The following is a 22,488-nucleotide window of genomic DNA, read 5'->3' on the forward strand; positions in this document are numbered from 1 at the left end:
CCTAGCGCGTGCCGTTCGTGGCGCCGATGGCCCGGCAGGACTGCAGCGACGAGGTCACGATGCCCGTGGCCCCGAGGTCGGCGAGCTCGTCCATGATGTCGTTGACCCGCTTGCGCTCGACCATGGAGCGCACCGCGACGAACTTCTCGTTCGACAGCGGCGCGACGGTCGGCGACTCGATGCCCGGGGTCAGCTCGATCGCCCGTTCCTTGAGGTCGATCGGGCAGTCGTAGTCGAGCATCACGTAGCGACGCGCGTAGACGACGCCGCGCAGCCGCTCGACGAAGCGGGACTTCGAGCGCTCGATGTCCGCCGTGTCCGGCGCCTGGTCGAACTTGGCATTGCGATCGATGATCACGGCCTCGGACTCCGTGATCGGGTCCCCGATCGCCACCAGGCCGTGCTGGGCCAGGGTGCGCCCGGAGCTCACGACGTCGGCGATGGCGTCGGCCACCTGCAGCTCGATCGAGATCTCGACGGCGCCGTCGAGGCGGATGACGTCCTTGGCCGCGATGCGCTGCTGGGCGAGGTTCGCCCGCACGAGCCGGGGATACGAGGTCGCGATCCGCTTGCCCGCGAGGTCCTGCACGGTCCACTCGTTGCGCGCCGGGGCGGCGTAGCGGAACTTCGAGTGCCCGAAGCCGAGCCGCAGCAGCTGGTTCACCGAGGCGCTGGACTCCTCGGTGAGGTCGTGCCCGGTGATGCCGAGGTGCAGCTGGCCCTCGGACACGTACGTCGCGATGTCCTTGGGGCGCAGGTAGAAGAACGTGACGCCGTTGGCCTCGTCGTGGAGGGTCAGGTCGCGGCTGTCGGTGCGTTGCCGGTAGCCGGCGTCGCGCAGCATCGTCGACGCCTCTTCGGACAGGGACCCCTTGTTGGGTAGGGCGACGCGGAGCACGGCTCCTCCTCCTGACACCTGTGGGTGTCGACTACAGGTGCTTGTAGACCTCGTCGAGCGTGAGACCGCGCCCGAGCATGATCACTTGGACACGATAGAGCAGCTGGGAGATCTCCTCGGCCAGCTTGTCATCGGTCTCGTACTCGGCGGCGATCCACACTTCACCGGCCTCCTCGAGCACCTTCTTGCCCTGGGCGTGGACCCCGGAGTCCAGTGCCGCGACGGTGCCGGATCCCTCCGGCCGGTCGCGCGCCTTGGTCGTGAGCTCGTCGAAGAGCACGTCGAACGTCTTCACGTCGAGCCATCGTCGCACGGCGTCACGGGAAGTCGCACACCACGGGATTCTCCTCGTGCGTCCGGGCTGTTCGTCCCTCGCTCGTCCGGGGCGCCGTCCGGGCTCTCCGGCGCGCCGAACGGGCGGTCGGTCGGGAAACCGGTCACGACGCTGGTTCCTTCGTGCGGAGCCGCTCTGCCGACCGTGTGACGGAGCGCTCAGCGCGCAACGGCCCGCGTCCGGTGGTCGCTCCCCGACCCGTTCCGCAGGACGTCGCGGAGGTCGTCGAGGGTCAGTCCGACGAGGCTCTCGCGCAGGACCCGGCGCTTCCCCGCCGGCACGGGCACCTCGGCGGGGACGACGAGCACCGTCGCGCCGGCCGCCACGGCCGAGCGGGTGCCGGTCGGTGAGTCCTCGACGGCCACGCTGGCGCGGGGGTCGACGCCGAGCCTCTCGGTGGCCAGCCGGTAGGGCGACGGGTCCGGCTTCGTCGCCGGCACCTCGTCGCCGCACACGGTGACGTGGAAGAACTCGCGGCCGATCGTGTCGAGTGCGACCTCGGTGAGCTCCCGGTAGGTGCTGGTGACCAGCGCCGTCGGGAGCCCCGAGGCCCGCACCATCGCGAGGGCCTCCCGGGCGCCGGGGCGCCACGGGACGCCCCGGCCGAAGACCTCCGCGGTGCGGTCGGTCAGCCAGCGGCCGTCCCTGGTCACGCCGTCGTGGTCGTCCGGGTCGAGGCCCACCTCGGCCCGCACCGCGCGCACGGTGCGGGTGAGGCTGGACCCCGTCAGATCCTCGCGGGTCTCGGCCGACAGCTCGCCGCCGTGGTGCGCGGCGAGCTCCTGGATCGTCACCGACCAGAGGCCCTCGGTGTCGACCAGCGTGCCGTCCATGTCCCACAGGACGGCTTGCAACCCCACGGGGAGCTCCTCTACGTGATCGGCTGGACGCGGCGCCGCACGTCGACACGTCGCACGACGAAGGAGTGCGAGGGGTCGAACCGGCTTGCCGCGAGGCTAGGCGTTGAAGTACTTCGCCTCCGGGTGGTGCACGACGAGCGCGTCCGTGGACTGCTCGGGGTGCAGCTGGTCCTCCTCGGAGAGCTCGACGCCGATGCGGCCCGGCTCGAGGAGATCCACGATCTTCACGCGGTCCTCGACGTTCGGGCAGGCGCCGTAGCCCAGCGAGTACCGGGCCCCGCGGTAGCCGAGCTTGAAGTACTCCTCGACGTTCTCGGGGTCCGAGTCGGCCATGACCGAGCCGTCGGAGAAGCCGAGCTCCTCACGCACGCGGCGGTGCCAGTACTCGGCGAGCGCCTCGGTGAGCTGCACGCCGAGGCCGTGGACCTCGAGGTAGTCGCGGTAGGAGTTCTCCGCGAACAGCGTGTTGGCGAAGTCGGCGATGGGCTGGCCCATCGTCACCAGGTTCATCGGCAGCACGTCGACGCCGCCGAGCTCCTTGGCCTCCTCGCGGGTCCGGAAGAAGTCGGCCAGGCACAGGTGGCGGTCCCGCTTCTGGCGCGGGAACGAGAACCGGTGCACCTCCTTGGCGTCCGGGTCCGGCTCGGCGAGCACGATGATGTCCTGGCCCTCCGAGATCGCCGGGAAGTAGCCGGCGACCACGGCGGCGTGGGCGAGGATGCCCTCGGACTGCAGCCGGTCGAGCCAGTAGCGCATGCGCGGCCGGCCCTCGGTCTCCACCAGCTCCTCGTACGACGGCCCGTCCTCGCTGGCCTTGGAGCCGCGCAGGCCCCACTGCCCGAAGAAGGTGGCGCGCTCGTCGAGCAGCCCGGCGAAGTCCTTGAGCCGGATGCCGCGGACCACGCGGGTGCCCCAGAACGGCGGCTGCGGGACCTCGATGCGCCGGGCGACGTCGGAGTGGTCGGGGATCTCCTCCTGGCCCCCGGAGGCTGCAGCCTCCGCCTCCCTTTTCGCCTGGATGCGCTGCGAGCGCTCGCGGCGCTCCTTGCGCTCGGCCATCTTGGCCGCCTCGGCCTCGGTGCGCTCGGTGTCGCCGCTCATCACGGTGTCCATCAGGCGCAGGCCCTCGAAGGCGTCCTTCGCGTAGCGCACGTCGCCCTGGAAGAGCTCGCCGAGGTCGTTCTCGACGTACGAGCGGGTCAGCGCGGCGCCGCCGAGCAGCACCGGGTACTTCTGCGCGACCCCGCGGTCGTTCATCTCCTGCAGGTTGTCCTTCATGACCACGGTGGACTTCACCAGCAGCCCGGACATCCCGATGGCGTCGACCTTGTTCTCCTCGGCGGCCTCGAGGATGGCGTTGATCGGCTGCTTGATGCCGATGTTGACCACGTCGTAGCCGTTGTTGCTCAGGATGATGTCGACGAGGTTCTTGCCGATGTCGTGGACGTCGCCCTTGACCGTGGCCAGCAGGATCTTGCCCTTGCCGCCGTTGTCGTCGGCCTCCATGAACTGCTCGAGGTGGGCCACCGACGCCTTCATGACCTCGGCCGAGGCCAGCACGAACGGCAGTTGCATCTTGCCGGCGCCGAACAGCTCGCCGACGGTCTTCATGCCGGCCAGCAGCGTCTCGTTGATGATCTCGAGCGGGTCCTTCTCCTCCATGCCCGCGTCGAGGTCGGCCTCCAGGCCGTTGCGGTCGCCGTCGACGATCCGGCGCTCGAGGCGCTCGAACAGCGGCAGGGCCGCGAGCTCCTCGGCGCGCGCGTCCTTGGCCGACGAGGCCGAGACGCCCTCGAAGAGGTTCATGAAGTGCTGCAGCGGGTCCGGGGTGTCGCGGGACTCGTCGCGCCGGTCGTAGACGAGGTCGAGCGCGGCGTCGCGCTGGGCGTCGTCGATCTGCGACATCGGCAGGATCTTCGAGGCGTTGAGGATCGCCGAGTCGAGGCCGGCCTCGGTGCACTCGTGGAGGAAGACCGAGTTGAGGACCTGCCGCGCGGCCGGGTTGAGGCCGAACGAGATGTTCGAGAGGCCGAGGGTGGTCTGGACCTCGGGGTAGCGCTCCTTGAGCTGCTTGATCGCGTTGATCGTCTCGATGCCGTCCCTGCGGACCTCCTCCTGGCCGGTGGAGATCGGGAAGGTCAGGCAGTCGATGATGATGTCCTCGACCCGCATTCCCCAGTTCTCGGTGAGGTCCTCGATGAGGCGGAACGCCACGCGGGTCTTCCACTCCGCGGTGCGGGCCTGCCCCTCCTCGTCGATGCAGAGGCCGATCACGGCGGCGCCGTGCTCCTTCGCCACCGTCATGATCTTGATGAAGCGCGACTCGGGGCCGTCGCCGTCCTCGTAGTTCACCGAGTTGATGGCGCTGCGGCCGCCGAGCTGCTCGAGCCCGGTGCGCAGCACGTCGGCCTCGGTGGAGTCGAGCACCACCGGCAGCGTCGAGGCCGTCGAGACCTCGTGGGCCAGGCGGTCCATGTCGGCGTTGCCGTCACGGCCGACGTAGTCGATGCAGAGGTCCATGAAGTGCGCGCCCTCGCGGGTCTGCGCCTTCGCGATCTCCACGCACTGCTCGTAGTCGTCCTCGACCATGGCCTCGCGGAACGCCTTGGAGCCGTTGGCGTTCGAGCGCTCGCCGATCATGAGGAAGCCGGTGTCCTGCCGGAACGGCACAGCCTGGTACACCGACGCGAGGCCGGGCTCCGGCTTCGGGTCGCGGGTGCCCGGCGTGAGGTCCCGGCACTTCTCGGCCAGCGCCTTGATGTGCGCGTTCGTCGTGCCGCAGCAGCCACCGACGAGCTGGAGCCCGTAGTCGGTGACGAACGAGGCGCAGTAGTCGGCGAGCTCGTCGGGCTGCAGGGGGTACTCGGGGCCGTTGGCGCCCAGCTCGGGAAGGCCGGCGTTGGGCATCACCGAGACCGGGATGCGGCTCTGGCGGCTCAGGGCGCGCAGGTGCTCGCTCATCTCGGCGGGGCCGGTGGCGCAGTTCAGGCCGATGCCGTCGATGCCGAGGGGCTCGAGGGCCGTCAGCGCCGCGGTGATCTCGGAGCCGACCAGCATCGTGCCGGTGAGCTCGACGGTGACGTGGCAGATGACCGGGAGCCGCAGGCCGTACTCGTCCATCGCGCGGTAGGCGCCGAGGATGGCCGACTTGGCCTGGAGGAGGTCCTGGCAGGTCTCGACGAGCACGGCGTCGGCGCCGCCCTCGAGGGCGCCGAGGACCGACTCCTTGTAGTGGTCGCGCAGCAGCGCGAACGGCGCGTGGCCCAGCGTCGGCAGCTTGGTGCCCGGCCCGTTGGACGCGAACACGAAGCGCGGACGGTCGGTGGTGGCGTACTCGTCGGCGGCCTGGCGGGCGATCTTCGTGCCCTCACGGGCGAGCTCGCGGACACGGTCGACGATGTCGTACTCGTTGAGGTTGGCCCAGTTGGTGCCGAAGGTGTTGGTCTCGATGACGTCGGCGCCCGCCTCGAGGTGTCCCTGGTGCACACTGAGGACGGCGTCGGGACGCGAGACGTTCAGGATCTCGTTGCAGCCCTCGAGGTCCTGGAAGTCATCGAGCGAGAGATCCTGGTCCTGGAGTGCGGTGCCCATGGCACCGTCTCCGATGAGCACCCGGGAGTGCAGGGCAGACAGGAATGCAGACTCACTCGAAGTAGTCATCACACGATCGTAACGTGATCGGCGAGCAGTCCCGGACGCACTGCGAGCCTCGTCACGACCCGTAGGCTGTGCGGGTGCCCGAGTCCGACGACCACCTCGACGAGCCCGTGTCCAGCGACGAGGCCGAGGGAACGGAACAGCTCGAGGACCCCGACGACGCGTCGGAAACGGCCCCCATCAGCGACGACGCGCCCGTGATGCTGGCGGCGTTCGAGGGCTGGAACGACGCCGGGGACGCCGCGAGCACGGCCGTGGAGCACCTCGCCCTGCACTGGGACGCCACCGAACTCTCGGCGATCGATCCCGACGAGTACTACGACTTCCAGGTGTCCCGGCCCACCGCGCGGATGGTCGACGGGGTCAGCCGCGCCATCGACTGGCCCACCACCCGGCTCACCCGCTGCCGTCCCCCGGGATCGGCGCAGGACCTCATCCTCGTGCGCGGCATCGAGCCGAACATGCGCTGGCGCGCCTTCTGCGCGGAGATCATCGACCGGGCGCGCGAGCTCGGCGTCGGCACGGTGATCACGCTCGGCGCCCTGCTGGCCGACACGCCCCACACGCGGCCCGTCCCGGTCACCGGCACGTCGTTCGACAAGGCGTCGGCCGCCCGCTACCGGCTGCAGCGCTCGCGCTACCAGGGCCCCACCGGGATCGTCGGGGTCCTCCAGGACGCCTGCGTCCAGGCCGGGATCCCCGCGATCTCGTTCTGGGCCGCCGTGCCCCACTACGTCTCGCAGCCGCCCGCGCCGAAGGCCACGATCGCGCTGCTGCAGCGCGTCGAGGAGGTCCTCGACGTCGAGGTGCCGCTCGGCGGCCTCCCCGAGCAGGCCGAGAAGTGGGAGCGCACGGTCTCGGAGATGGCCGACGAGGACGACGAGGTCCGCGAGTACGTGAAGGCCCTCGAGGAGGCCGGCGACGCCGAGACCGACCTCGAGGAGGCCTCCGGCGAGGAGATCGCGGCCGACTTCGAGCGCTACCTGCGCCGGCGCGGCCCCGGCGGCGACGGTCCCGGCGGCACCGCGGGCGGCCCGCCCGGGCCCGGCAAGGCCCCCTGGGAGCGGTGAGCGCCGCTCCGGCGGCAGAACGCTCCGGGATCGCCCGGCTGCGGCTGGCCGCGCTCTACGCGGGCGGCTTCCTCGGCCCGTTCGGTGGCGGGGTCACCGCGTCGATGCTGCCCGAGCTCGGCGCCGACCTCGGACTGTCCCCGTCGGCCGCCTCGGCGTCGCTGACCGCCTACCTGCTGCCGTTCGCGCTGCTCATGCTCGTCTCGGGGACGCTCGGCCAGCGCTGGGGCGCGGCCCGCACCGTGCGCGTCGCCTACGTCGCCTACGTCGTGTTCTCGCTTCTCGGTGCGGTGGCGGGCGCGGGCTGGCTCTTCCTCGGGGCGCGGGCCCTGCAGGGGGCGGCCAATGCGTTCACCACTCCCCTGCTGCTGGCCTCGCTCGCCGCGGCCACGCCGCCGGAGCGCCTCGGGCGCTCGCTCGGCGTCTACGGGTCCCTGCAGGCGGCCGGGATGACGTTCGCGCCGCTGGTCGGTGGGCTCGCCGCGGAGGTCGACTGGCGTCTCGCCTTCGTCGGCGTGGCCGTGGTCGCCGCGCTGCTGGCGGTGGCCGGGCTGCCCGCGGACCCGCCCGCCGACCCGGGCGACCGGCCCCGCCTGCGCGACGCCTGGCGCCCGTCGGTGCTGCGGCTCGGGCTCGTCGCCGGGCTGGCGTGGGGCGCGCTGGGCGGGCTGTCGTTCCTCGTCGCCCTGCGCGTCGAGGACGCCTTCGCCCTCGGCGCCGGGCTCCGGGGCGCGCTGCTCACGGCCTTCGGCGTCGCCGGGCTGCTCACCGCGCGCCTCGTCGGGGCCGGCGTGGATCGCCTCGGACCGCGCGTCGTCGTGCGGCTCGGGGCGCTCGCCGCCGCGGTGCTCGTCACCGCGATCGGCCTGCTGCCCTCGGTGTTCGCGGTGGCCGCGGTGTGGGCGCTCGCCGGGGCCGCCGCCCAGCTGGTGCTCGTCGGTGTCAACGCCCTGGTCCTGCGCGGGGGCACCGCCGGCGGGGTGTCGGTGGTGCAGGCCCTGCGCTTCCTGGGCGCCGCCGCCGCGCCCGCGGTGTTCCTCGCGCCGTACCACCTCTCCCCCGTCGCGGCCTTCGGTCTCGCGGGCGTCCTGCTCGCGGGGGCGGCGGCGCTGGTGCCGCGGCGCTGATCCGTCGCGCCGGCTGTGGCGACGGCGCCCGGGGCTCGACCGACCTCGGCACGACGCTTCGGTCTTCGAAGCGTCGTGTGCCTCGAGGGGCACGTCCGGCAGCCGCTCGAGCCCGTCGACCCTGCGCAGCGTGCCCCTCGCGGACGGTCAGCGCGCCGACTGCGCGGCGACGGCGTCGAGGGTCGGGCCGCGCGGGAGGAGGTCGAGCACCCCGCGGGGGGCCGGGCGGGGCGCGCCGAGACCCAGGGCGGCGGCGCTCGCGGGGTCCGGGACGGCGAACACCCGCCCGCCGGGGTCGACGAGCACCCCGGCGGCAGGATGGGCAGAGGCGGGGTCGGCGGGTGCTCCGGGCGCGACCGGGACGACGTAGGTCCCGCCGCCGGCGACCCAGGCGCCGTCGAGCGGGGGCCCGACCAGCGGGGTGGGCTCGACCGGCCCGGGGAACGCGGACGAGGCGAAGACGGCGGCGGCGCCGGAGGCCTCGGCGCGCACGCAGGTGGTGGTGGCCTGGTCGTAGGTGACCAGTCGGGGGGTCGCCGACGGGTAGGCGCGCACGTCGACGACCCCGACCCGCGGGACGTCGGCGAGCCGGCCCGCCGGGACGGCGGCGATCCCGGGGTCGGCGGCCGGGTCGGGGTTGGCGAAGCGGGCGAGCTGGGCGATCACCGCCGGCACCTCCTGCACCCCGGTGGCGGCGACGAGGAAGAAGCGCCCGCCGTCGGGGCTCACGACAGCGCCGACGGGCACGCCGAGCGCGGCGGTGCGGGCGTCGGTGGGCGCTCCCCCGCTGCCGGGGACCTGCACGGGGACGAGCGGCGGACCCTCGGGCAGCGTGCCGAGCAGGGCCGGGCCGGCGTTGCGGGGACGCGCGCCGGTGAGCTCGAGACCGCGGACCACGGACCCCAGGGACGGGTCGATCCGCGCCCGGCGCCCCTCGGTGACGAGCCAGAAGCCGTCCGGGCCGCGCAGCAGCAGCGCCTCGTCGGTCGCGAGCGGACGCCCGGGCGCCGGGACCCCGCCGAGCGCCACGGTGGTGACCGCCGGGTCGGCAGCGGGGTCGGGCACCGAGGGGTCGAGCGTCGCGCGGTCGCAGATCGCCCAGGCGTCGGGGGCGGGAGCGCCCGGGTCGGGCAGCACCGAGGGCGCGCCGGGGATGCCCGCCGGCGCGGTGCGGGGCGCCTCGGCGAGGGCGTCGTCGCGGACCGGCACCGGCGGCCCGCCCACCTCGGCGTTGCCGGCGGCCCCGGCGAGCAGGCGCGCGGACGCGAGGTTCAGGGCCGGGACCAGGCGGTCCGGACCGTGCGCCACGGCGTAGAGCGCGCCGGAGGGCTCGCCGCGCACCACCGACTCGTCGCGCCACCCCTCGTCGCCGCGCACGAGCCCGACCACGGCGAACCCCACGAGCGCCAGCACCGCGAGCACCGTGCCCACGAGCAGCGCGCGGTTCTGCCGGCGCCCCGGGTCGTGGCGCGGCGTCGGGTCGCGTCCGACCAGCGCGGACTCCAGGCGGCGCACGGCGAAGCGGTGCGCCTGGACCTGGGTCGCGGAGGGCGGCTCGGAGAGCACAGCAGGATGCGTACCGCATGTGAGCGATTCGAGTCGTCGGAACGACCCAACTCACTCACGTGCGCGGTGCGCCTCCAGCTGGGCGAGGTCGACCCACTCGAGCGTGCGGGCGTGGGTGGCCTCGAGGACGACCGGCGGGGCGACGCCGCCCTCGAGCGCCTCCTGCCAGCGGCTCGCGCACAGGCACCAGCGGTCGCCCGGCGTCAGCCCCGGGAAGCCGGCGTCGGCGCGGGTCAGGTCGTTGCCGCGCTCCGCGGAGTAGGTCAGGAACTCCTCGGTGACGCGGGCGCACACGGTGTGCACGCCCGCGTCGTCGGGACCGGTCTCGCAACAGCCGTTGCGGTAGAAGCCGGTGACGGGGTCGTGACTGCAGTCGGCGAGCTCGCCGCCGAGGACGTTGCGGGGCATGCGCGGGAGGTACCCGCGTCAGCGCAGCGTGACCCCGAGCAGGGCGTCGGCGGCGTCGGCGAGGCGGGTCGGACCGTCGGCGATCCACCCCTCGCCGCCGCGGCGCAGGAGCACCTCGTCGGCCCAGGCGTCGATCGCCGCGAGCGCCCCGGGCGTGTCGAGGTCGTCCGCGAGGTGCGCGCGCACCCGGGCGATCGTGTCCTCGGGGTCCGGTCCGGTCGGGGCCGCGACCGCGTCGCGCCAGCGGTGCAGCCGCGCCTGGCCGCCGGTGAGCAGGTCCGCGGTCCAGGACCGGTCGGTGCGCCAGTGCCCGCTCATCAGGGCCAGGCGCACGGCCAGGGGGTCGACGCGGTCGGCCCGCAGGCGGGAGACGAAGACGAGGTTGCCCTTGGACTTCGACATCTTCTCGCCGTCCAGCCCGATCATCCCGGCGTGGCAGTAGTGCCGCGCCAGCGGGTGCGCGCCGGTGAGGGCCTCGGCGTGGGCCGAGCCGTACTCGTGGTGCGGGAAGGCGAGGTCCGAGCCGCCACCCTGGACGTCGTACTGGTCGCCGAGGCGGTTCAGGGCGATGGCCGCGCACTCGACGTGCCAGCCGGGGCGTCCCTCACCGAGGTCGGAGGTCCACGACGGCTCGCCCTCGCGGGCCATGCGCCACAGCAGCGCGTCGAGGGGATCGCGCTTGCCCCGGCGGTCGGGGTCGCCGCCGCGCTGCGGGAACACCTCGCGCATCCGCGCCTCGTCGTAGCGCGAGACGTAGCCGAAGTCCCGGGTGGCGGTGTGGTCGTGGTAGACGTCCGGGAACTCGGCGTCGTCGGCGCGGTAGGCCGCGCCGCTGGCCAGGAGCTTGCCCACCAGCTCGCTGATCTCGTCCATGGCCTCGACGGCCCCGATGAAGTCGCGCGGCGGGAGGATCCGCAGCGCGGCCATGTCCTCGCGGAACAGCGCCGTCTCGCGCATCCCGAGCACGACCCAGTCGTCCTTGTCCCGCTCGGCCCGCTCGAGCAGCGGGTCGTCGATGTCGGTGACGTTCTGGACGTAGTGGACGTCGTGGCCCGCGTCGAGCCACAGGCGGTGGATCAGGTCGAACGCCAGGTAGGTCGCCGCGTGGCCGAGGTGCGTCGCGTCGTAGGGCGTGATGCCGCAGACGTACATCCGGGCGGTGGCCCCCGGCGTGGTGGGTCGGATGTCCCCACCCGCCGTGTCGTGCAACCTCAGCGGGGGCGGGCTGCCGGGCACCCGCGGGACGTCGACCGATGACCACGCTCGCATGCCCCCGAGCCTAAGCCCGTCGGAGCGGTGCCCGCCCCGACTCGTGGCGAACCGCTCGCGCCTGCGGTGCGAACACCGTGGTGGACCCCGGCCGGGTCGAGTCAGCAGGACGTCGTGGGCGAGCACTCCGCCCTGCACGGGATGACGGACCCGGCCGGGGTGGCCAGGAGTCGCGGGGGGGATCGACTCCAGCCACGATCGAGCGTAACCGCTTTCGCTCCCGGTGGCGCCCTGTGGTCGAGGCAAGGTCATCGGACACGAGGCGTTGCACCGTGTGGTGGATGCGCGCCGCCGCCCGATGCCTCAGCGTCGTCTGCCTCAGCGTCGTCGGCGGCTCGCCAAATAGTCGCTCACGACCGCGGCCCCGAGACCGTCCAGGTCCGGATTGACGACCCGCCCGCCCGCACGCCGGGCGACGAGGTCGACGAACGCCTCCAGGCGCGGGTCCTCCCCGAGCATGAACACGGTCATCGCGGCGTGCAGGCGCGCCAGCGCGTCGACCTCGTTCAGCGTCGCGCGCAGTGTCTCCGGGCTCGGCGGGTAGTCGAACGCCGCGTGCCCGTCCGGCTCGAGGTGCGCGGTCGGCTCGCCGTCGGTGACGACGAGGACCACCGGCGCCGCATCGATGTTCTTGCGCAGGTGACGGCCCGCCAGCAGCAGCGCGTGGTGCAGGTTCGTGCCCTGCTCCCAGGCGCCCTCCAGCGCGGTCAGCTCCCCGAGCTCGACCTCCTTGGCGTGCCGGCCGAACGTGATGAGCTGCAGGGCGTCGCCCCGGAACCGCGTGGACACCAGGTGGTGCAGGGCCAGCGCCGTGCGCTTCATCGGCACCCAGCGCCCGTCGGCGACCATCGACCACGAGGTGTCGACGCACAGCGCCACCGCGGCCCGGGTGCGCTGCTCGGTCTCGACGATCTCCACGTCGGAGACGTCGAGATCACGGTCGTCCCCGCCGGCCTTGCGCATCTCCGCGTTCAGCAGCGTGCGCGAGACGTCCCAGCGTTCGGTGTCGCCGAACGACCACGGGCGTGTCGCGCCCGTCGCCTCCCCCGCCGCGCCGGAGCGCTGGGTCTCCCGCTCGCCGCGACGGGTCGACAGCGAGCCGACGACGTCTCGCAGTGACGACTGCCCGAGCTGGCGCAGCGCCTTCGGCGAGAGCATCAGCGAGCCGTCGGCGGCGCGCTGGAAGACGCCCTGCTCCTCCAGCTCACGCTGCAGCTCGGCCAGGCGTTGGGCGTCGACACGGGCCTGCTCGCCGAGGGTCGCCTCGAGGGCCTCGAGGTCGATGTCCTCCATCCGCGCGCCCGGGTAGGACTGCGAGAGCTGCTCGGCCAGGGCGTCCATCTGCCCCAGCTCCTCCATGGCCCGGGTGGCCTCGCCCATGCCCATCGGGTCGTCGCCGCGGAAGCGGCCGCGGCCCTGCCAGTCCTCGCCGGGGCGCATGCCCTGGAGCTGCTGGTCGAGCCGGGAGAGCTGCTCGGCCAGCCGCGGGTCGCCGAAGGCTTGCTGCATGAGGCCCTCGAGCTCGGCGCGCTGCTCGGCCGACAGCGAGTTCATCATCCGCTGGGCCGCGGCCGCCCTCTCGGCGAGCAGGTCGATCAGCTCGTCGGTGGTCTGCGGGTTCTCCGGGAAGAACTCGCCGTGCTTGCCCATGAACTCGCCGAACTGCTCCGCGGTGTCCTCGCCGCGCCCGTGCGCCTCGAGCAGGTCGTTCAGGTCCGAGATCATCTCGCGGACCCGCTCGACGTCCTCCGGCGAGGCGTTCTCCATCGCCTGCTTCATGCCCTGGAAGCGCTGGTCGAGCGCCTCCCGGCCCAAGAGGTCCTGGATCTGCTCGTACGCCTCGCGCGCCTCGGCGTTGCGCCAGTCGTAGTCCTGGAGCTCGGCCACGGCCCCCGCGGGTGACGGCGGCAGCGCGTCGAGCTGCATCTCGCGGAACCGGGCGTCGTCGGAGTCCTCGGCCTGCAGGGAGTTGCGCTCGGCCTCGAGCGCGCGCTCGAGCAGCTCGCGGACCTCCTGCAGCGTCCCGTCGAGACGGTGCTCGCGCTGCAGCTTGCTGCGCCGCTCGTTGAGCCGGCGCATGAGGTCGTCGAGACCCTGCTGGTCGCCCAGCCCGCGGCGCATCAGCTCGCGCATCGCCTGCCGCGGCGACGTGCCCTCCATGACGTCGCGGCCGAGCTCGTCCATCGCCGACCGCAGGTCGAACGGCGGCGCCAGGGGGTCCGGCCCGTCGTAGAAGCGGCCGTAGGAGTAGCGCCCGCTGCGTGGGCCGCCCTCGGGGCCGCCGCTCGGGTTCGGGTCAGCCGCCATAGGCCACCGTTCCGTCCTCGGCGTCGTCGTCCTTCGCCAGCTTGCGGGTGAGGTACAGGTGCTCGAGGGCGAGCTCGACGGCGCTGGCCAGGGGCCCGGGGGCCTCCGTGCCGGCGGCCCCGAGGCGCTCGGCGACCGTGTAGACGACAGAGATCGAGGGGAGGGCGTCGACGACGTCCTTGGCGGCGATCCGGTCGCCCGTGACGACCCGCCGGTCGCCCTCCAGGGCCGACACGCCGTCGGCGAGTGGGGCCAGGTCGACCCCGGCGAGGCGGGCGCGAGCGGTCTCGGAGATCGAGCGGCGCAGCAGGTGCGTGAGCAGCTCGGCCTCGCGGCCCTCCTCCCCCGACTCGAACTCGAGCTTGCCGCGCAGCACCGGCGGCACCGCCTCGAGGTCGACGGGACGCGCCACGGCCCCATACCCCGTCGCTCCGCTCGCCCCGCCGGCGTCCTCGCCGGTGACCGCGGCCCGGCGCAGCGCGGCGGCCGCGACGGTCTCGGCCGCTGCGATCGAGAACCGCGCGGACACGCCGCTGCGCTGGTCGATCGCGCCGGAGCCCCGGAGGTGGCGGGTGAAGCGGGCGAGGACCTCGACGAGGTGGTCGGGCACGTCGGCGACGAGGTGCGCCTCCTGGTGCACGAGCGCGATCTCGCCGGCGATCTCGAGCGGGTAGTGCGTGCGGACCTCGGCCCCGAAGCGGTCCTTGAGCGGGGTGATGATCCGCCCGCGGTTCGTGTAGTCCTCGGGGTTCGCGCTGGCCACGAGCATGATGTCCAGCGGCAGGCGCAGCGTGTAGCCGCGCACCTGGATGTCGCGCTCCTCCATGACGTTGAGCAGCGCGACCTGGATGCGCTCGGCGAGGTCGGGCAGCTCGTTGATCGTCACGACGCCGCGGTGCGCGCGCGGGACGAGGCCGTAGTGGATGGTCTCGGGGTCGCCCAGGCTGCGGCCCTCGGCGACCTTAACGGGGTCGACGTCGCCGATGAGGTCGGCGACGGAGGTGTCCGGGGTGGCCAGCTTCTCGGCGTAGCGCTCGGAGCGGTGCCGCCAGGTGATCGGCAGGTCGTCACCCTCGTCGGCGACGCGGCGACGGCTCGCCGGCGTGATCGGCTCGCCAGGGTGCTCACCGATCTCGGAGCCGGCGATCACCGGCGTCCACTCGTCGAGCAGGGCCACGAGGCTGCGCAGCAGGCGCGTCTTGCCCTGCCCGCGCTCGCCGAGCAGCACCACATCGTGCCCGGCGAGCACCGCGCGCTCGAACTGCGGGAGCACGGTGCGGTCGAACCCGACGATCCCCGGCCACGGGTCCGCGCCGGCGCGCAGCCGGGCGAGGAGGTTGTCACGCAGTTCGGTACGGACGCTCTTGGGCGTGGCCGCCGGGTGGCCGCTGCGCGCGAGCTCACCGGCGGTGGTGGGGAGATCTGCAGGAGCGGAAGGGGTGCTCACCCCTCCACGCTACGTCCGCGACGGCGATCCGGCTCCCGTGAGCGGAGATCGTCCGCAGGCGGCCCGGGTGTCCGGATCCCCCGAAGGTGTCCCGTGACGCCCGGTGACTCGAGCGGCACTCTCGACCACCACAGGGGTCTCCCCCGGGAGACGGCGATCCGCGGGGGACGCGCCCGAGTCCTCGGCGCTGAACCGCGTGCTGGCGGCCGCGTCGACGGCGACGGCCGCCGCGGGGTCTTCGCCGGCTCGAGGACCCTGCTTGCGCGCGACAGGGCGCGTCCGCTTCGCTCCGTGCCGCCGTCACGCGAGCGAGGAGAGGCCACCCATGGGCAGGATGGACGGGAAGATCGCGATCGTGACCGGAGCCGGGCGCGGCATCGGCCGCGGGATCGCCGAGAAGCTCGCCGCCGAGGGCGCCACCGTGGTGGCCACGGACGTCGACGAGGCCACGGCGAACGACACCGCAGCCACACTCGGCGACGGGGCCCCGGGCGGCGACGCGCTCGGCCTGACGTGCGACGTCGCGTCGCGGGAGTCCGTCGACGCGATGGTCGCCACCGTCCGCGACCGCTTCGGCCGCATCGACGTGCTGGTCAACAACGCGGGCTACGACAAGGTCGGTCCGTTCGTCGACTCCGACCCCGCCGACTGGGACAGGATCATCGGGATCAACCTCTACGGCGTCCTGCACACCTCGCACGCCGTGCTCCCGATCATGGTGGAGCAGGGCGGCGGGCGGGTGGTCAACCTTGCCTCCGACGCCGGCCGGGTCGGCTCGTCGGGCGAGGCGGTGTACTCGGCGGCCAAGGGCGGGATCATCGCGTTCACCAAGACCACCGCGCGCGAGATGGCTCGCCACCAGGTCGCCGTCAACTGCGTGTGCCCCGGCCCGACCGACACCGCGCTGTTCGCGTCGGTCACCGAGGACAACCCGAAGCTGCGCGACGCGCTGATCAAGGCGATCCCGCTGCGCCGGCTCGCGCAGCCCGCCGACCTCGCCCACGCCGTCGCGTTCCTGGCCTCCGACGAGGCCGCGTACATCACCGGCCAGACCCTATCCGTCAGCGGCGGACTCTCGATGAGCTGACGACGTCCACGACCACCGAGGAGTTCGCGTGCCCTTCGACGACCCCTTCAAGAACTACGAGCAGCTGACGTTCGAACGCCGCGACCACGGCGTCCTGCTGATCACCATCGACCGCCCCGACAAGTACAACGCGGCCGACGAGGGGCTCCACGGCGAGTTGGCCCGGGTCTGGCGCGACGTGGGTGCCGACGAGCAGACACGCGTCGCCGTGATCACCGGCGCCGGGAAGGCGTTCTCCGCGGGCGGGGACCTCGCGATGGTCGAGCGGATGGCCGGCGACTACGACCGCGTCCAGCACATGCTCCGCGAGATGTCCGACCTGGTCTACAACATCATCGACTGCGACAAGCCGATCGTCTCGGCGATCAACGGCGTCGCGGTCGGGGCCGGGGTGGTCGTCGCGCTGCTCGCCGACATCGCCATCGCCGCCGAGGACGCCAAGCTCGGCGACGGGCACGTCAAGCTCGGCGTCGCGGCCGGCGACCACGCCGCGATCATCTGGCCGCTGCTGGCCGGCATGGCGAAGGCGCGGTACTACCTGCTGACCGGCGAGATGGTCACCGGCGCCGAGGCCGAGCGCCTCGGGATGGTCGCCAAGGCGCTCCCCCGCGACCAGGTGCTCGACGAGGCGCTGCGCGTCGCCGACACCCTGGGCACCGGCTCCCAGCAGGCGATCCGGCTCACCAAGCGCAGCCTCAACAACTGGCTGCGCAGCGCCGGGCCGACCTTCGACCAGTCCGCGGCCTACGAGATGCTCACGTTCCTGGGTCCCGACGTCGTGGAGGGCTACACCGCGCTGCGCGAGAAGCGCGAGCCCCGCTTCCCGTCGGCGGCCGACTGAGGCACCGACCGAGCCGCCGAACGAGCCGACTGCGCGATCCCCGCCAGCGCGACGATCCACACCGGGACCTGCACGAGCATCGCCACGCGGAAGGCCGTGAGGTCGTAGGCGTCCGGGGTCCCGGCGCCCTGCAGGTCGAGGGCGAGGCCGACGCACAGCACCACGGCGATGGTCGAGACGAAGCCGCCGACGTTGACGATCCCGGAGGCCCGCCCGAGCCGTGCGGGCGGGACGGCGGCGCGGGCGAGGTCGAAGGCCACCAGGGACGCCGGGCCCCCGCCGCCGATCACGACGACGAGCCCGACGAGCAGGGCCATCGGTGCCGGGCCGGGCCAGGCGAGGACGACGATCCACGCGGTCGCCTGTGCGAGGACCGAGACGACGATCAGCCGGACGCGGCGCTGCGGCCGGCGCCCGGCCAGCACCCCGAACAGCGGGCCGACGACGATGCCCGCGCCGACGTAGAGCGCGAGCAGCCCGCGGGCGGTCCCGCTCGCGACGCCCTCGCCGCCGGTGAGGAACGGGAAGCCCCAGAGCAGCCCGAAGACGTTGCCCGGGAACGGGGCGGCGAGGTGGCACCAGAACGCCAGCCGCACCCCGGGCTCGCGCAGCGCCGCCCCCAGCCCGCCCGCGACCGCCGCCGCGGGGGGAGCCGCCCCCGCCGGGCCGTCGCGGACCACGACCAGCACGAGCACGGCGACGAGCACCGAGGTCCCGCCCGCGGCCAGGTACGCGGGCGCCCAGCCCGTGCCGACGACCAGCGCGGCGAGCGGGATCGCCGAGATCACCTGCCCGAGCTGGCCGAGGATGCCCGCGAGCTGGTTGTAGACCGGCACCCGCCGGGAGGGGAACCAGGCGGGGATCAGGCGCAGGACGCTGACGAAGGTCACCGCGTCCCCGGCCCCGACGAGCATCCGCCCGACCACCGCCAGCCAGAACGGCGCGGCGAGCGCGAGCACCACCTGCCCGACCGCGACCAGCACCGCCCCGCCGGCGATCACCCGCCGCGGGCCGACGCGGTCTACGAGCACCCCGGCAGGCACCTGCAGCGCGGCGTAGACCGCGAGCTGCACCACCGCGAGCAGCGAGAGCACGCCCGACGAGACGTCGAAGCGCTCGGCCGCGGTGACGCCGGTGGCGGCCAGCGACGACCGTCCGAGCACCGCGGCGACGTACGCGAGGACCGCGACGCCCCACACCACGAGAGCCCGCCCGGACCGGCGCGGGGGGACCACGGTGCTCACAGGACCCGCGTCCCGCCGATCGGGAGGTCCCAGAGGTCCGCGAGGTCGCGCCCGGCGCGCACCAGCTCGAAGGCCTGCCACGGGCTCAGCAGGTTCGACGGGCGGTGGTGGTGGACGTCGCGCGGCCGGCTCAGAACGCCGGCCACGGGATCGGGGGCCAGCGTCCTCCCGGCGCGGGCAGCTCGTTCGCGTCGAGCAGCTTCGACAGCCGTGAGCGCAGGGCGGAGACCTCGGCGCGCGTCAGGTGCTCGTGCAGGGTGTCGTCGAGTCCCGCCGTGTTGCCCGGGGACAGGGCCTTGCGCAGGCGGCGCAGGCCGTCGACGACGTCGTCGGAGAGCGGCTCGCCCACCCAGCCCCAGAGCACCGTGCGCAGCTTCTCCTCGCGGTGCAGGCAGATGCCGTGGTCGACGCCGTAGACGCCGCCGTCGACGCCGGCGAGCACGTGCCCGCCCTTGCGATCGGCGTTGTTGACGACGACGTCGAGCGCCGCCATGCGCCGCAGGGCCGGGTCGTCGGCGTGCACGAGCAGCGCCGGGTCGCCGGCGGCGTCGCGGGCGCGCAGCACGGTGCGCCAGCCCTGGCCGACCGACCGCGCCGGGACGACGTCGACGAGCTCGCGCTCCTCGTCGGTGTCGATCCAGCGCTGGACCATGCCGGGGCCGAAGGGACCGTCGCGCAGCACCGTCGTCGGCACCACCCCGAACCCGGCCGCCTCGCTGACCAGGTACGTCGCCACCTCGCGCCCGGCGAGCGTGCCGTCGGGGAAGTCCCACAGCGGGCGTTCGCCCCGGACGGGCTTGTAGACGCAGCGTCCCTCGACGCCGTTGAAGTCGATGACGCACAGCAGCGTGGTGTTGGAGGCCTCCGTGAGACGGCCCTCGACCTCCATCCGCCCGTGGAGCAACAGCTCCCGGTCGTCGGAGGACGACCCGTTCGTGCCCGTGTCCCCGTTCACGCGCCTACTCGGGGGAGGCGACGCGTCGGTAGCCGTTCTGCCGGGGGCACACGTGGCCGGAGGCGTCGAGCGGCTGGGTGCACAGCGGGCACAGGCGCCGTCCGGCGCCGACCACGCGCTCGGCGCGCGTGGCGAACGCCCGGGCGCCGGCGGGCGAGAGGAACACGCGCAGCGCGTCGGGGCCCTCGTCGGTGTCGTCGAGGACGACCGACTCGTCGACCTCCTCCTCCGTGACCGCGAGCAGCTCGACGACGACGTTGCGGGACTCGGCGTCCCAGCCCAGCCCCATGGTGCCGACGCGGAACTCCTCCTCCACGGGCACCTCGAGCGGCGAGGTGTCGACCTCGTCCTCGGGCACCGTGACGGGGACGTCCGCGCCGAAACGCCGGGAGACCTCCTCGAGGAGGGTGCCGATCCGCTCCGAGAGCACCGACACCTGCTGCTTCTCGAGCAGCACGCTCACCCGCCGGGCCTGTTCGGTGGCCTGGAGGTAGAAGGAGCGTTCGCCGGGCTGCCCGACGGTGCCGGCGACGAACCGGTCGGGCTGGCGGAAGACGTGGATCACCCTGGGCATGGCTTCTCGATCGTAGGACTCACGGAGGGACGCCGCTGGAGGAGGTGCGGATCCCCTGGCGTCAACGGCGCTCTCATGCTACTCCGGTCGACCCACCGACGGTGGCCTCCGCGGGCACGGCGGTATCGGACAGGGGGTCCCCCGAGGCGGCCGCGGTGGGGTCGTCGGCCGCATCGGATTCCTCGCTCTCCGGCTTCGGGACCAGCGCGGACAGGTCGCCGCCGGTGTCGTTGACCCGCACGACGAAGGGCCGTGTCGGGGTGTAGCTGATGACGCTCACCGAGCAGGGGTCGACGACGATGCGCTGGAACGAGTCGAGGTGCAGACCGAGCGCGTCGGCGACCGCGGCCTTGATCACATCACCGTGGCTGCAGGCCACCCACAGGGCGCGGTCGCCGTGCTCGGCGCCGATGCGCGCGGCCTGCCGGCGGATCGCCGCGACCGCGCGACCCTGCATCGCGGCGAGGCCCTCCCCGCCGGGGAACACCGCGGCGGACGGATGGGCCTGGACGACCTTCCAGAGGTCCTCCTTGCCCAGGTCGCCGAGCTTGCGCCCCGTCCAGTCGCCGTAGTCGACCTCGGACAGGTCGTCCTCGACCGTCGCCTCCAGGCCGCGGGCGGCCAGCAGCGGGGCCACCGTCTCCTGGCAACGCTGCAACGGCGAGGTCACCACGGCCGCCAGGGGCAGCTCGGCGAGCCGGTGGACCAGCTTCTCGGCCTGCGCGCGGCCGTGGTCGTCGAGACCGACGCCGGTGCTGCGACCGGCGAGCACACCCGACACGTTGGCCGTCGACCGGCCGTGCCGCAGAAGGATCACCGTTGTCACGACACGACCGTACGCGGGTGTCCGACTACGTCGCCGGGACGACCCCGTTGCTCACGGCGAGCAGGACCACCAGCCCGAGCAGCACCCGGTACCAGACGAAGACGTAGATCGTGTGGTTCTCGACGAACCTCAGCAGCCAGGCGATCGAGGCGTAGCCCAGGACGAACGCGATGATCGTGGCGACGATCATCTGCGGGATGCTCGGGACCACGACGAGGCTGCCCTGCACGTCGGCGGCGGACGGCTCGAGGATGTCGGGGATCTGCGTCAGCCCGGACGCGAACACCGCGGGCAGCGCGAGCAGGAACGAGAACCGCACGGCGACGGCGCGCTCGAGGCCGAGGAACAGGCCGGCGGTGATCGTGCCGCCCGACCGCGAGACGCCGGGGATCAGCGCCATCGCCTGCGCGCAGCCCATGACGATCCCGTCGCGCAGCGTGAGCTGGTCGGGGCCGCGGCGCTGGCGCGAGTAGCGCTCGGCGGCGGCGAGGACGAGCGCGAACACGATGAGCACGGTGGCGTTGAGGTACAGGTTGCGGGCCGGGCCCTTGATCACGTCCTCGAACGCGAGCCCGAGGACCCCGATCGGGATCGACCCGAGGATCACGTACCAGGCGAGCTTGTAGTCGTAGCCGCGCTCGTCCTTGCGCGCGAGGCCCACGAACCAGGCCCTGAGCAGGCGCCAGATGTCGCCGAAGAAGTAAATGAGCACGGCGGTCTCGGTGCCCAGCTGGGTGACCGCGGTGAAGGCCGCGCCGGCGTCGTTGCCGAAGAAGAACGCCGAGGTGATGCGCAGGTGCGCGGACGACGAGACCGGCAGGAACTCCGTCAGTCCCTGCACGATCCCGAGGACCACGGCCTCGAGCCAGCCCATGGGGGCACCCACCTGCACGGGCACGGACGGTAGCCCACGGTCACCCCGTTCCCGCCTCCCCCTCGGGCCCCTCGGAGGTGGTCGTGACGCCTTCGTAAGCTGGCCGACCGTGGAACAGCGACGGCTGGGCACGAGCGGGCTGCGGGTCTCGCGCCTGGCGCTCGGCACGATGAGCTGGGGCCGGGACACCGACGCCGACGAGGCGGGCGCGTCGCTGCTCGCGTTCCTCGACGCGGGCGGCACCCTGGTCGACACCGCGGACGTCTACGCGGGCGGCGAGGCCGAGCGGATCCTGGGCGGTCTGTTCGACGACGTCATCCCCCGGGGCGAGGTCGTCGTGGCCACCAAGGCCGGGGCCCGGCGCGAGGACGGCCCGTTCGGCGGCGGCGCCTCGCGGGGCGCGCTGCTGACGGCGCTCGACGACTCGCTGGACCGCCTGAACACCGACTACGTCGACCTCTGGCAGCTCCACGGGTGGGACGACGACGTGCCGCTCGAGGAGACCCTCGCGGCCGTCGACGTGGCGCTGACCACGGGACGCGCCCGCTACGCCGGGATCGCGAACTACGCGGGCTGGCAGGTCGCCTCGGCCGCGACCCGCCAGGCCCTGACGTCGCTGCCGCTGGTGTCGGTGCAGTCGGAGTACTCGCTGCTGGAACGGACGGTCGAGGACGAGGTGCTGCCGGCCGCCGGCCACCACGGGCTGGGGCTGCTGCCCTGGGCTCCGCTGGGCCGCGGGGTGCTCACCGGCAAGTACCGCGAGGGCGTCCCCGCCGACTCCCGCGGCGCGTCGGAGCACCTGGCGGGCTACGTCGGGCGGCACCGCACCGAGCGCACCGCCCGCATCGTGCAGGCCGTCGTCACCGCGGCACACGGGCTGGGCACCTCGCCGCTGGCCGTCGCGCTGGCGTGGGTGCGCGACCGGCCCGGGGTCGTAGCCCCGGTGGTCGGTGCGCGGGACGGGGCCCAGCTGCTGGGCTCGCTGGCCGCCGAGGACCTCGTGCTGCCCCCGGCCATCCGCGGCGCCCTCGACGACGTCAGCTCCCCGGCCGCCCCGGACGACGAGACCGACGAGCCGGACACCCCACCCTGGGAGTGATCCGGACCGGCCTCGCGGCACGTGCGCGGAGCGCGATCCGGTGCG

Annotated in this window: 20 protein-coding genes; 5 read left to right on the forward strand and 15 right to left on the reverse strand. The window is 73.5% G+C overall.

What is annotated here, in order from left to right; all coding sequences use genetic code 11:
• Position 1: 1 nt before the first annotated feature.
• The 4 genes from hisG to metH form a co-directional block, all read right to left on the reverse strand.
• The gene (gene hisG / locus OG774_RS05025) at positions 2–898 is read right to left on the reverse strand and encodes an ATP phosphoribosyltransferase (RefSeq protein WP_274194807.1); all 897 of its coding nucleotides are present in this window, start codon (positions 896–898) and stop codon (positions 2–4) included.
• 31 nt (positions 899–929) lie between these two features.
• Entirely contained in the window at positions 930–1,193 is a 264-nt protein-coding gene (locus OG774_RS05030) for a phosphoribosyl-ATP diphosphatase (RefSeq protein ID WP_274194808.1), read from the reverse strand.
• Positions 1,194–1,390: 197 nt separating this feature from the next.
• A complete protein-coding gene (locus tag OG774_RS05035) occupies positions 1,391–2,092 on the reverse strand; it encodes an HAD family hydrolase (RefSeq protein ID WP_328307271.1) in 702 nt (233 codons plus the stop codon).
• A gap of 96 nt (positions 2,093–2,188) precedes the next feature.
• Positions 2,189–5,752 (reverse strand): methionine synthase, encoded by a 3,564-nt coding sequence (metH, locus tag OG774_RS05040; protein WP_328307273.1) that lies wholly within the window; start codon positions 5,750–5,752, stop codon positions 2,189–2,191.
• A gap of 197 nt (positions 5,753–5,949) precedes the next feature.
• Here metH and OG774_RS05045 point away from each other — a divergent pair, with 197 nt between their 5' ends.
• Positions 5,950–6,819, forward strand: a complete 870-nt coding sequence (locus OG774_RS05045) for a PAC2 family protein (protein WP_274195278.1) — start codon at positions 5,950–5,952, stop codon at positions 6,817–6,819.
• On the forward strand, positions 6,816–7,946 hold the full coding sequence (locus OG774_RS05050) for an MFS transporter (RefSeq protein ID WP_328307275.1): 1,131 nt from the start codon (positions 6,816–6,818) through the stop codon (positions 7,944–7,946). Before OG774_RS05045 ends, OG774_RS05050 begins: the two co-directional genes overlap by 4 nt.
• Positions 7,947–8,093: 147 nt before the next feature.
• Here the strand turns inward: OG774_RS05050 and eccB are convergent, their stop codons facing one another.
• The 5 genes from eccB to OG774_RS05075 form a co-directional block, all read right to left on the reverse strand.
• The gene (gene eccB / locus OG774_RS05055) at positions 8,094–9,512 is read right to left on the reverse strand and encodes a type VII secretion protein EccB (protein WP_328307277.1); all 1,419 of its coding nucleotides are present in this window, start codon (positions 9,510–9,512) and stop codon (positions 8,094–8,096) included.
• Positions 9,513–9,563: 51 nt separating this feature from the next.
• Positions 9,564–9,920, reverse strand: coding sequence for a DUF2237 family protein (locus tag OG774_RS05060; RefSeq protein WP_328307279.1), 357 nt, complete (start codon positions 9,918–9,920; stop codon positions 9,564–9,566).
• Positions 9,921–9,938: 18 nt separating this feature from the next.
• The gene (gene mshC, locus OG774_RS05065) at positions 9,939–11,189 is read right to left on the reverse strand and encodes a cysteine--1-D-myo-inosityl 2-amino-2-deoxy-alpha-D-glucopyranoside ligase (RefSeq protein WP_328307281.1); all 1,251 of its coding nucleotides are present in this window, start codon (positions 11,187–11,189) and stop codon (positions 9,939–9,941) included.
• Positions 11,190–11,507: 318 nt separating this feature from the next.
• Positions 11,508–13,496, reverse strand: a complete 1,989-nt coding sequence (locus OG774_RS05070; RefSeq protein WP_328307283.1) for a VWA domain-containing protein — start codon at positions 13,494–13,496, stop codon at positions 11,508–11,510.
• On the reverse strand, positions 13,486–14,943 hold the full coding sequence (locus OG774_RS05075) for an ATP-binding protein (RefSeq protein WP_328307285.1): 1,458 nt from the start codon (positions 14,941–14,943) through the stop codon (positions 13,486–13,488). The genes OG774_RS05070 and OG774_RS05075 overlap by 11 nt, the downstream gene beginning before the upstream one ends.
• A gap of 325 nt (positions 14,944–15,268) precedes the next feature.
• Between OG774_RS05075 and OG774_RS05080 the strand changes: the two genes are divergently transcribed.
• On the forward strand, positions 15,269–16,030 hold the full coding sequence (locus OG774_RS05080; RefSeq protein WP_328307287.1) for an SDR family NAD(P)-dependent oxidoreductase: 762 nt from the start codon (positions 15,269–15,271) through the stop codon (positions 16,028–16,030).
• Positions 16,031–16,058: 28 nt separating this feature from the next.
• A complete protein-coding gene (locus OG774_RS05085) occupies positions 16,059–16,871 on the forward strand; it encodes an enoyl-CoA hydratase/isomerase family protein (protein ID WP_328307289.1) in 813 nt (270 codons plus the stop codon).
• Here the strand turns inward: OG774_RS05085 and OG774_RS05090 are convergent.
• From OG774_RS05090 to OG774_RS05115, 6 genes are all read right to left on the reverse strand, one after another.
• Positions 16,817–18,115 (reverse strand): MFS transporter, encoded by a 1,299-nt coding sequence (locus tag OG774_RS05090; protein ID WP_328307291.1) that lies wholly within the window; start codon positions 18,113–18,115, stop codon positions 16,817–16,819. The genes OG774_RS05085 and OG774_RS05090 overlap by 55 nt on opposite strands.
• Positions 18,112–18,261, reverse strand: a complete 150-nt coding sequence (locus OG774_RS05095) for a hypothetical protein (RefSeq protein WP_328307293.1) — start codon at positions 18,259–18,261, stop codon at positions 18,112–18,114. Before OG774_RS05095 ends, OG774_RS05090 begins: the two co-directional genes overlap by 4 nt.
• Positions 18,246–19,004 carry an SCO1664 family protein gene (locus OG774_RS05100; RefSeq protein ID WP_328310790.1) on the reverse strand — a complete coding sequence of 253 codons (759 nt, stop codon included), beginning with the start codon at positions 19,002–19,004 and terminating at the stop codon, positions 18,246–18,248. The genes OG774_RS05095 and OG774_RS05100 overlap by 16 nt, the downstream gene beginning before the upstream one ends.
• A gap of 70 nt (positions 19,005–19,074) precedes the next feature.
• Positions 19,075–19,644, reverse strand: coding sequence for a DUF3090 domain-containing protein (locus OG774_RS05105; RefSeq protein ID WP_274194821.1), 570 nt, complete (start codon positions 19,642–19,644; stop codon positions 19,075–19,077).
• Positions 19,645–19,717: 73 nt separating this feature from the next.
• Positions 19,718–20,470 carry a histidine phosphatase family protein gene (locus tag OG774_RS05110; protein WP_328307297.1) on the reverse strand — a complete coding sequence of 251 codons (753 nt, stop codon included), beginning with the start codon at positions 20,468–20,470 and terminating at the stop codon, positions 19,718–19,720.
• 25 nt (positions 20,471–20,495) lie between these two features.
• Positions 20,496–21,344, reverse strand: coding sequence for an undecaprenyl-diphosphate phosphatase (locus OG774_RS05115; protein WP_328310792.1), 849 nt, complete (start codon positions 21,342–21,344; stop codon positions 20,496–20,498).
• Between the two features lie 109 nt (positions 21,345–21,453).
• Between OG774_RS05115 and OG774_RS05120 the strand changes: the two genes are divergently transcribed.
• Complete coding sequence (locus tag OG774_RS05120) at positions 21,454–22,443, forward strand: aldo/keto reductase (protein ID WP_328307299.1); 990 nt, start codon at positions 21,454–21,456, stop codon at positions 22,441–22,443.
• Positions 22,444–22,488 lie beyond the last annotated feature (45 nt).

The organism is Actinomycetospora sp. NBC_00405 (genome assembly GCF_036044095.1).
In the GTDB taxonomy this organism is placed as follows: domain Bacteria; phylum Actinomycetota; class Actinomycetes; order Mycobacteriales; family Pseudonocardiaceae; genus Actinomycetospora; species Actinomycetospora callitridis.

Coding starts and splice junctions, on each gene's coding strand:
- OG774_RS05115 (WP_328310792.1), bottom strand. CDS start 21,344: ATGGGCTGGCTCGAGGCCGTGGTCCTCGGGATCGTGCAGGGACTGACG.
- OG774_RS05045 (WP_274195278.1), top strand. CDS start 5,950: ATGCTGGCGGCGTTCGAGGGCTGGAACGACGCCGGGGACGCCGCGAGC.
- metH (WP_328307273.1), bottom strand. CDS start 5,752: ATGACTACTTCGAGTGAGTCTGCATTCCTGTCTGCCCTGCACTCCCGG.
- OG774_RS05105 (WP_274194821.1), bottom strand. CDS start 19,644: ATGCCCAGGGTGATCCACGTCTTCCGCCAGCCCGACCGGTTCGTCGCC.
- OG774_RS05080 (WP_328307287.1), top strand. CDS start 15,269: ATGGGCAGGATGGACGGGAAGATCGCGATCGTGACCGGAGCCGGGCGC.
- mshC (WP_328307281.1), bottom strand. CDS start 11,189: ATGCGAGCGTGGTCATCGGTCGACGTCCCGCGGGTGCCCGGCAGCCCG.
- OG774_RS05070 (WP_328307283.1), bottom strand. CDS start 13,496: ATGGCGGCTGACCCGAACCCGAGCGGCGGCCCCGAGGGCGGCCCACGC.
- OG774_RS05100 (WP_328310790.1), bottom strand. CDS start 19,004: ATGGAGGTCGAGGGCCGTCTCACGGAGGCCTCCAACACCACGCTGCTG.
- OG774_RS05060 (WP_328307279.1), bottom strand. CDS start 9,920: ATGCCCCGCAACGTCCTCGGCGGCGAGCTCGCCGACTGCAGTCACGAC.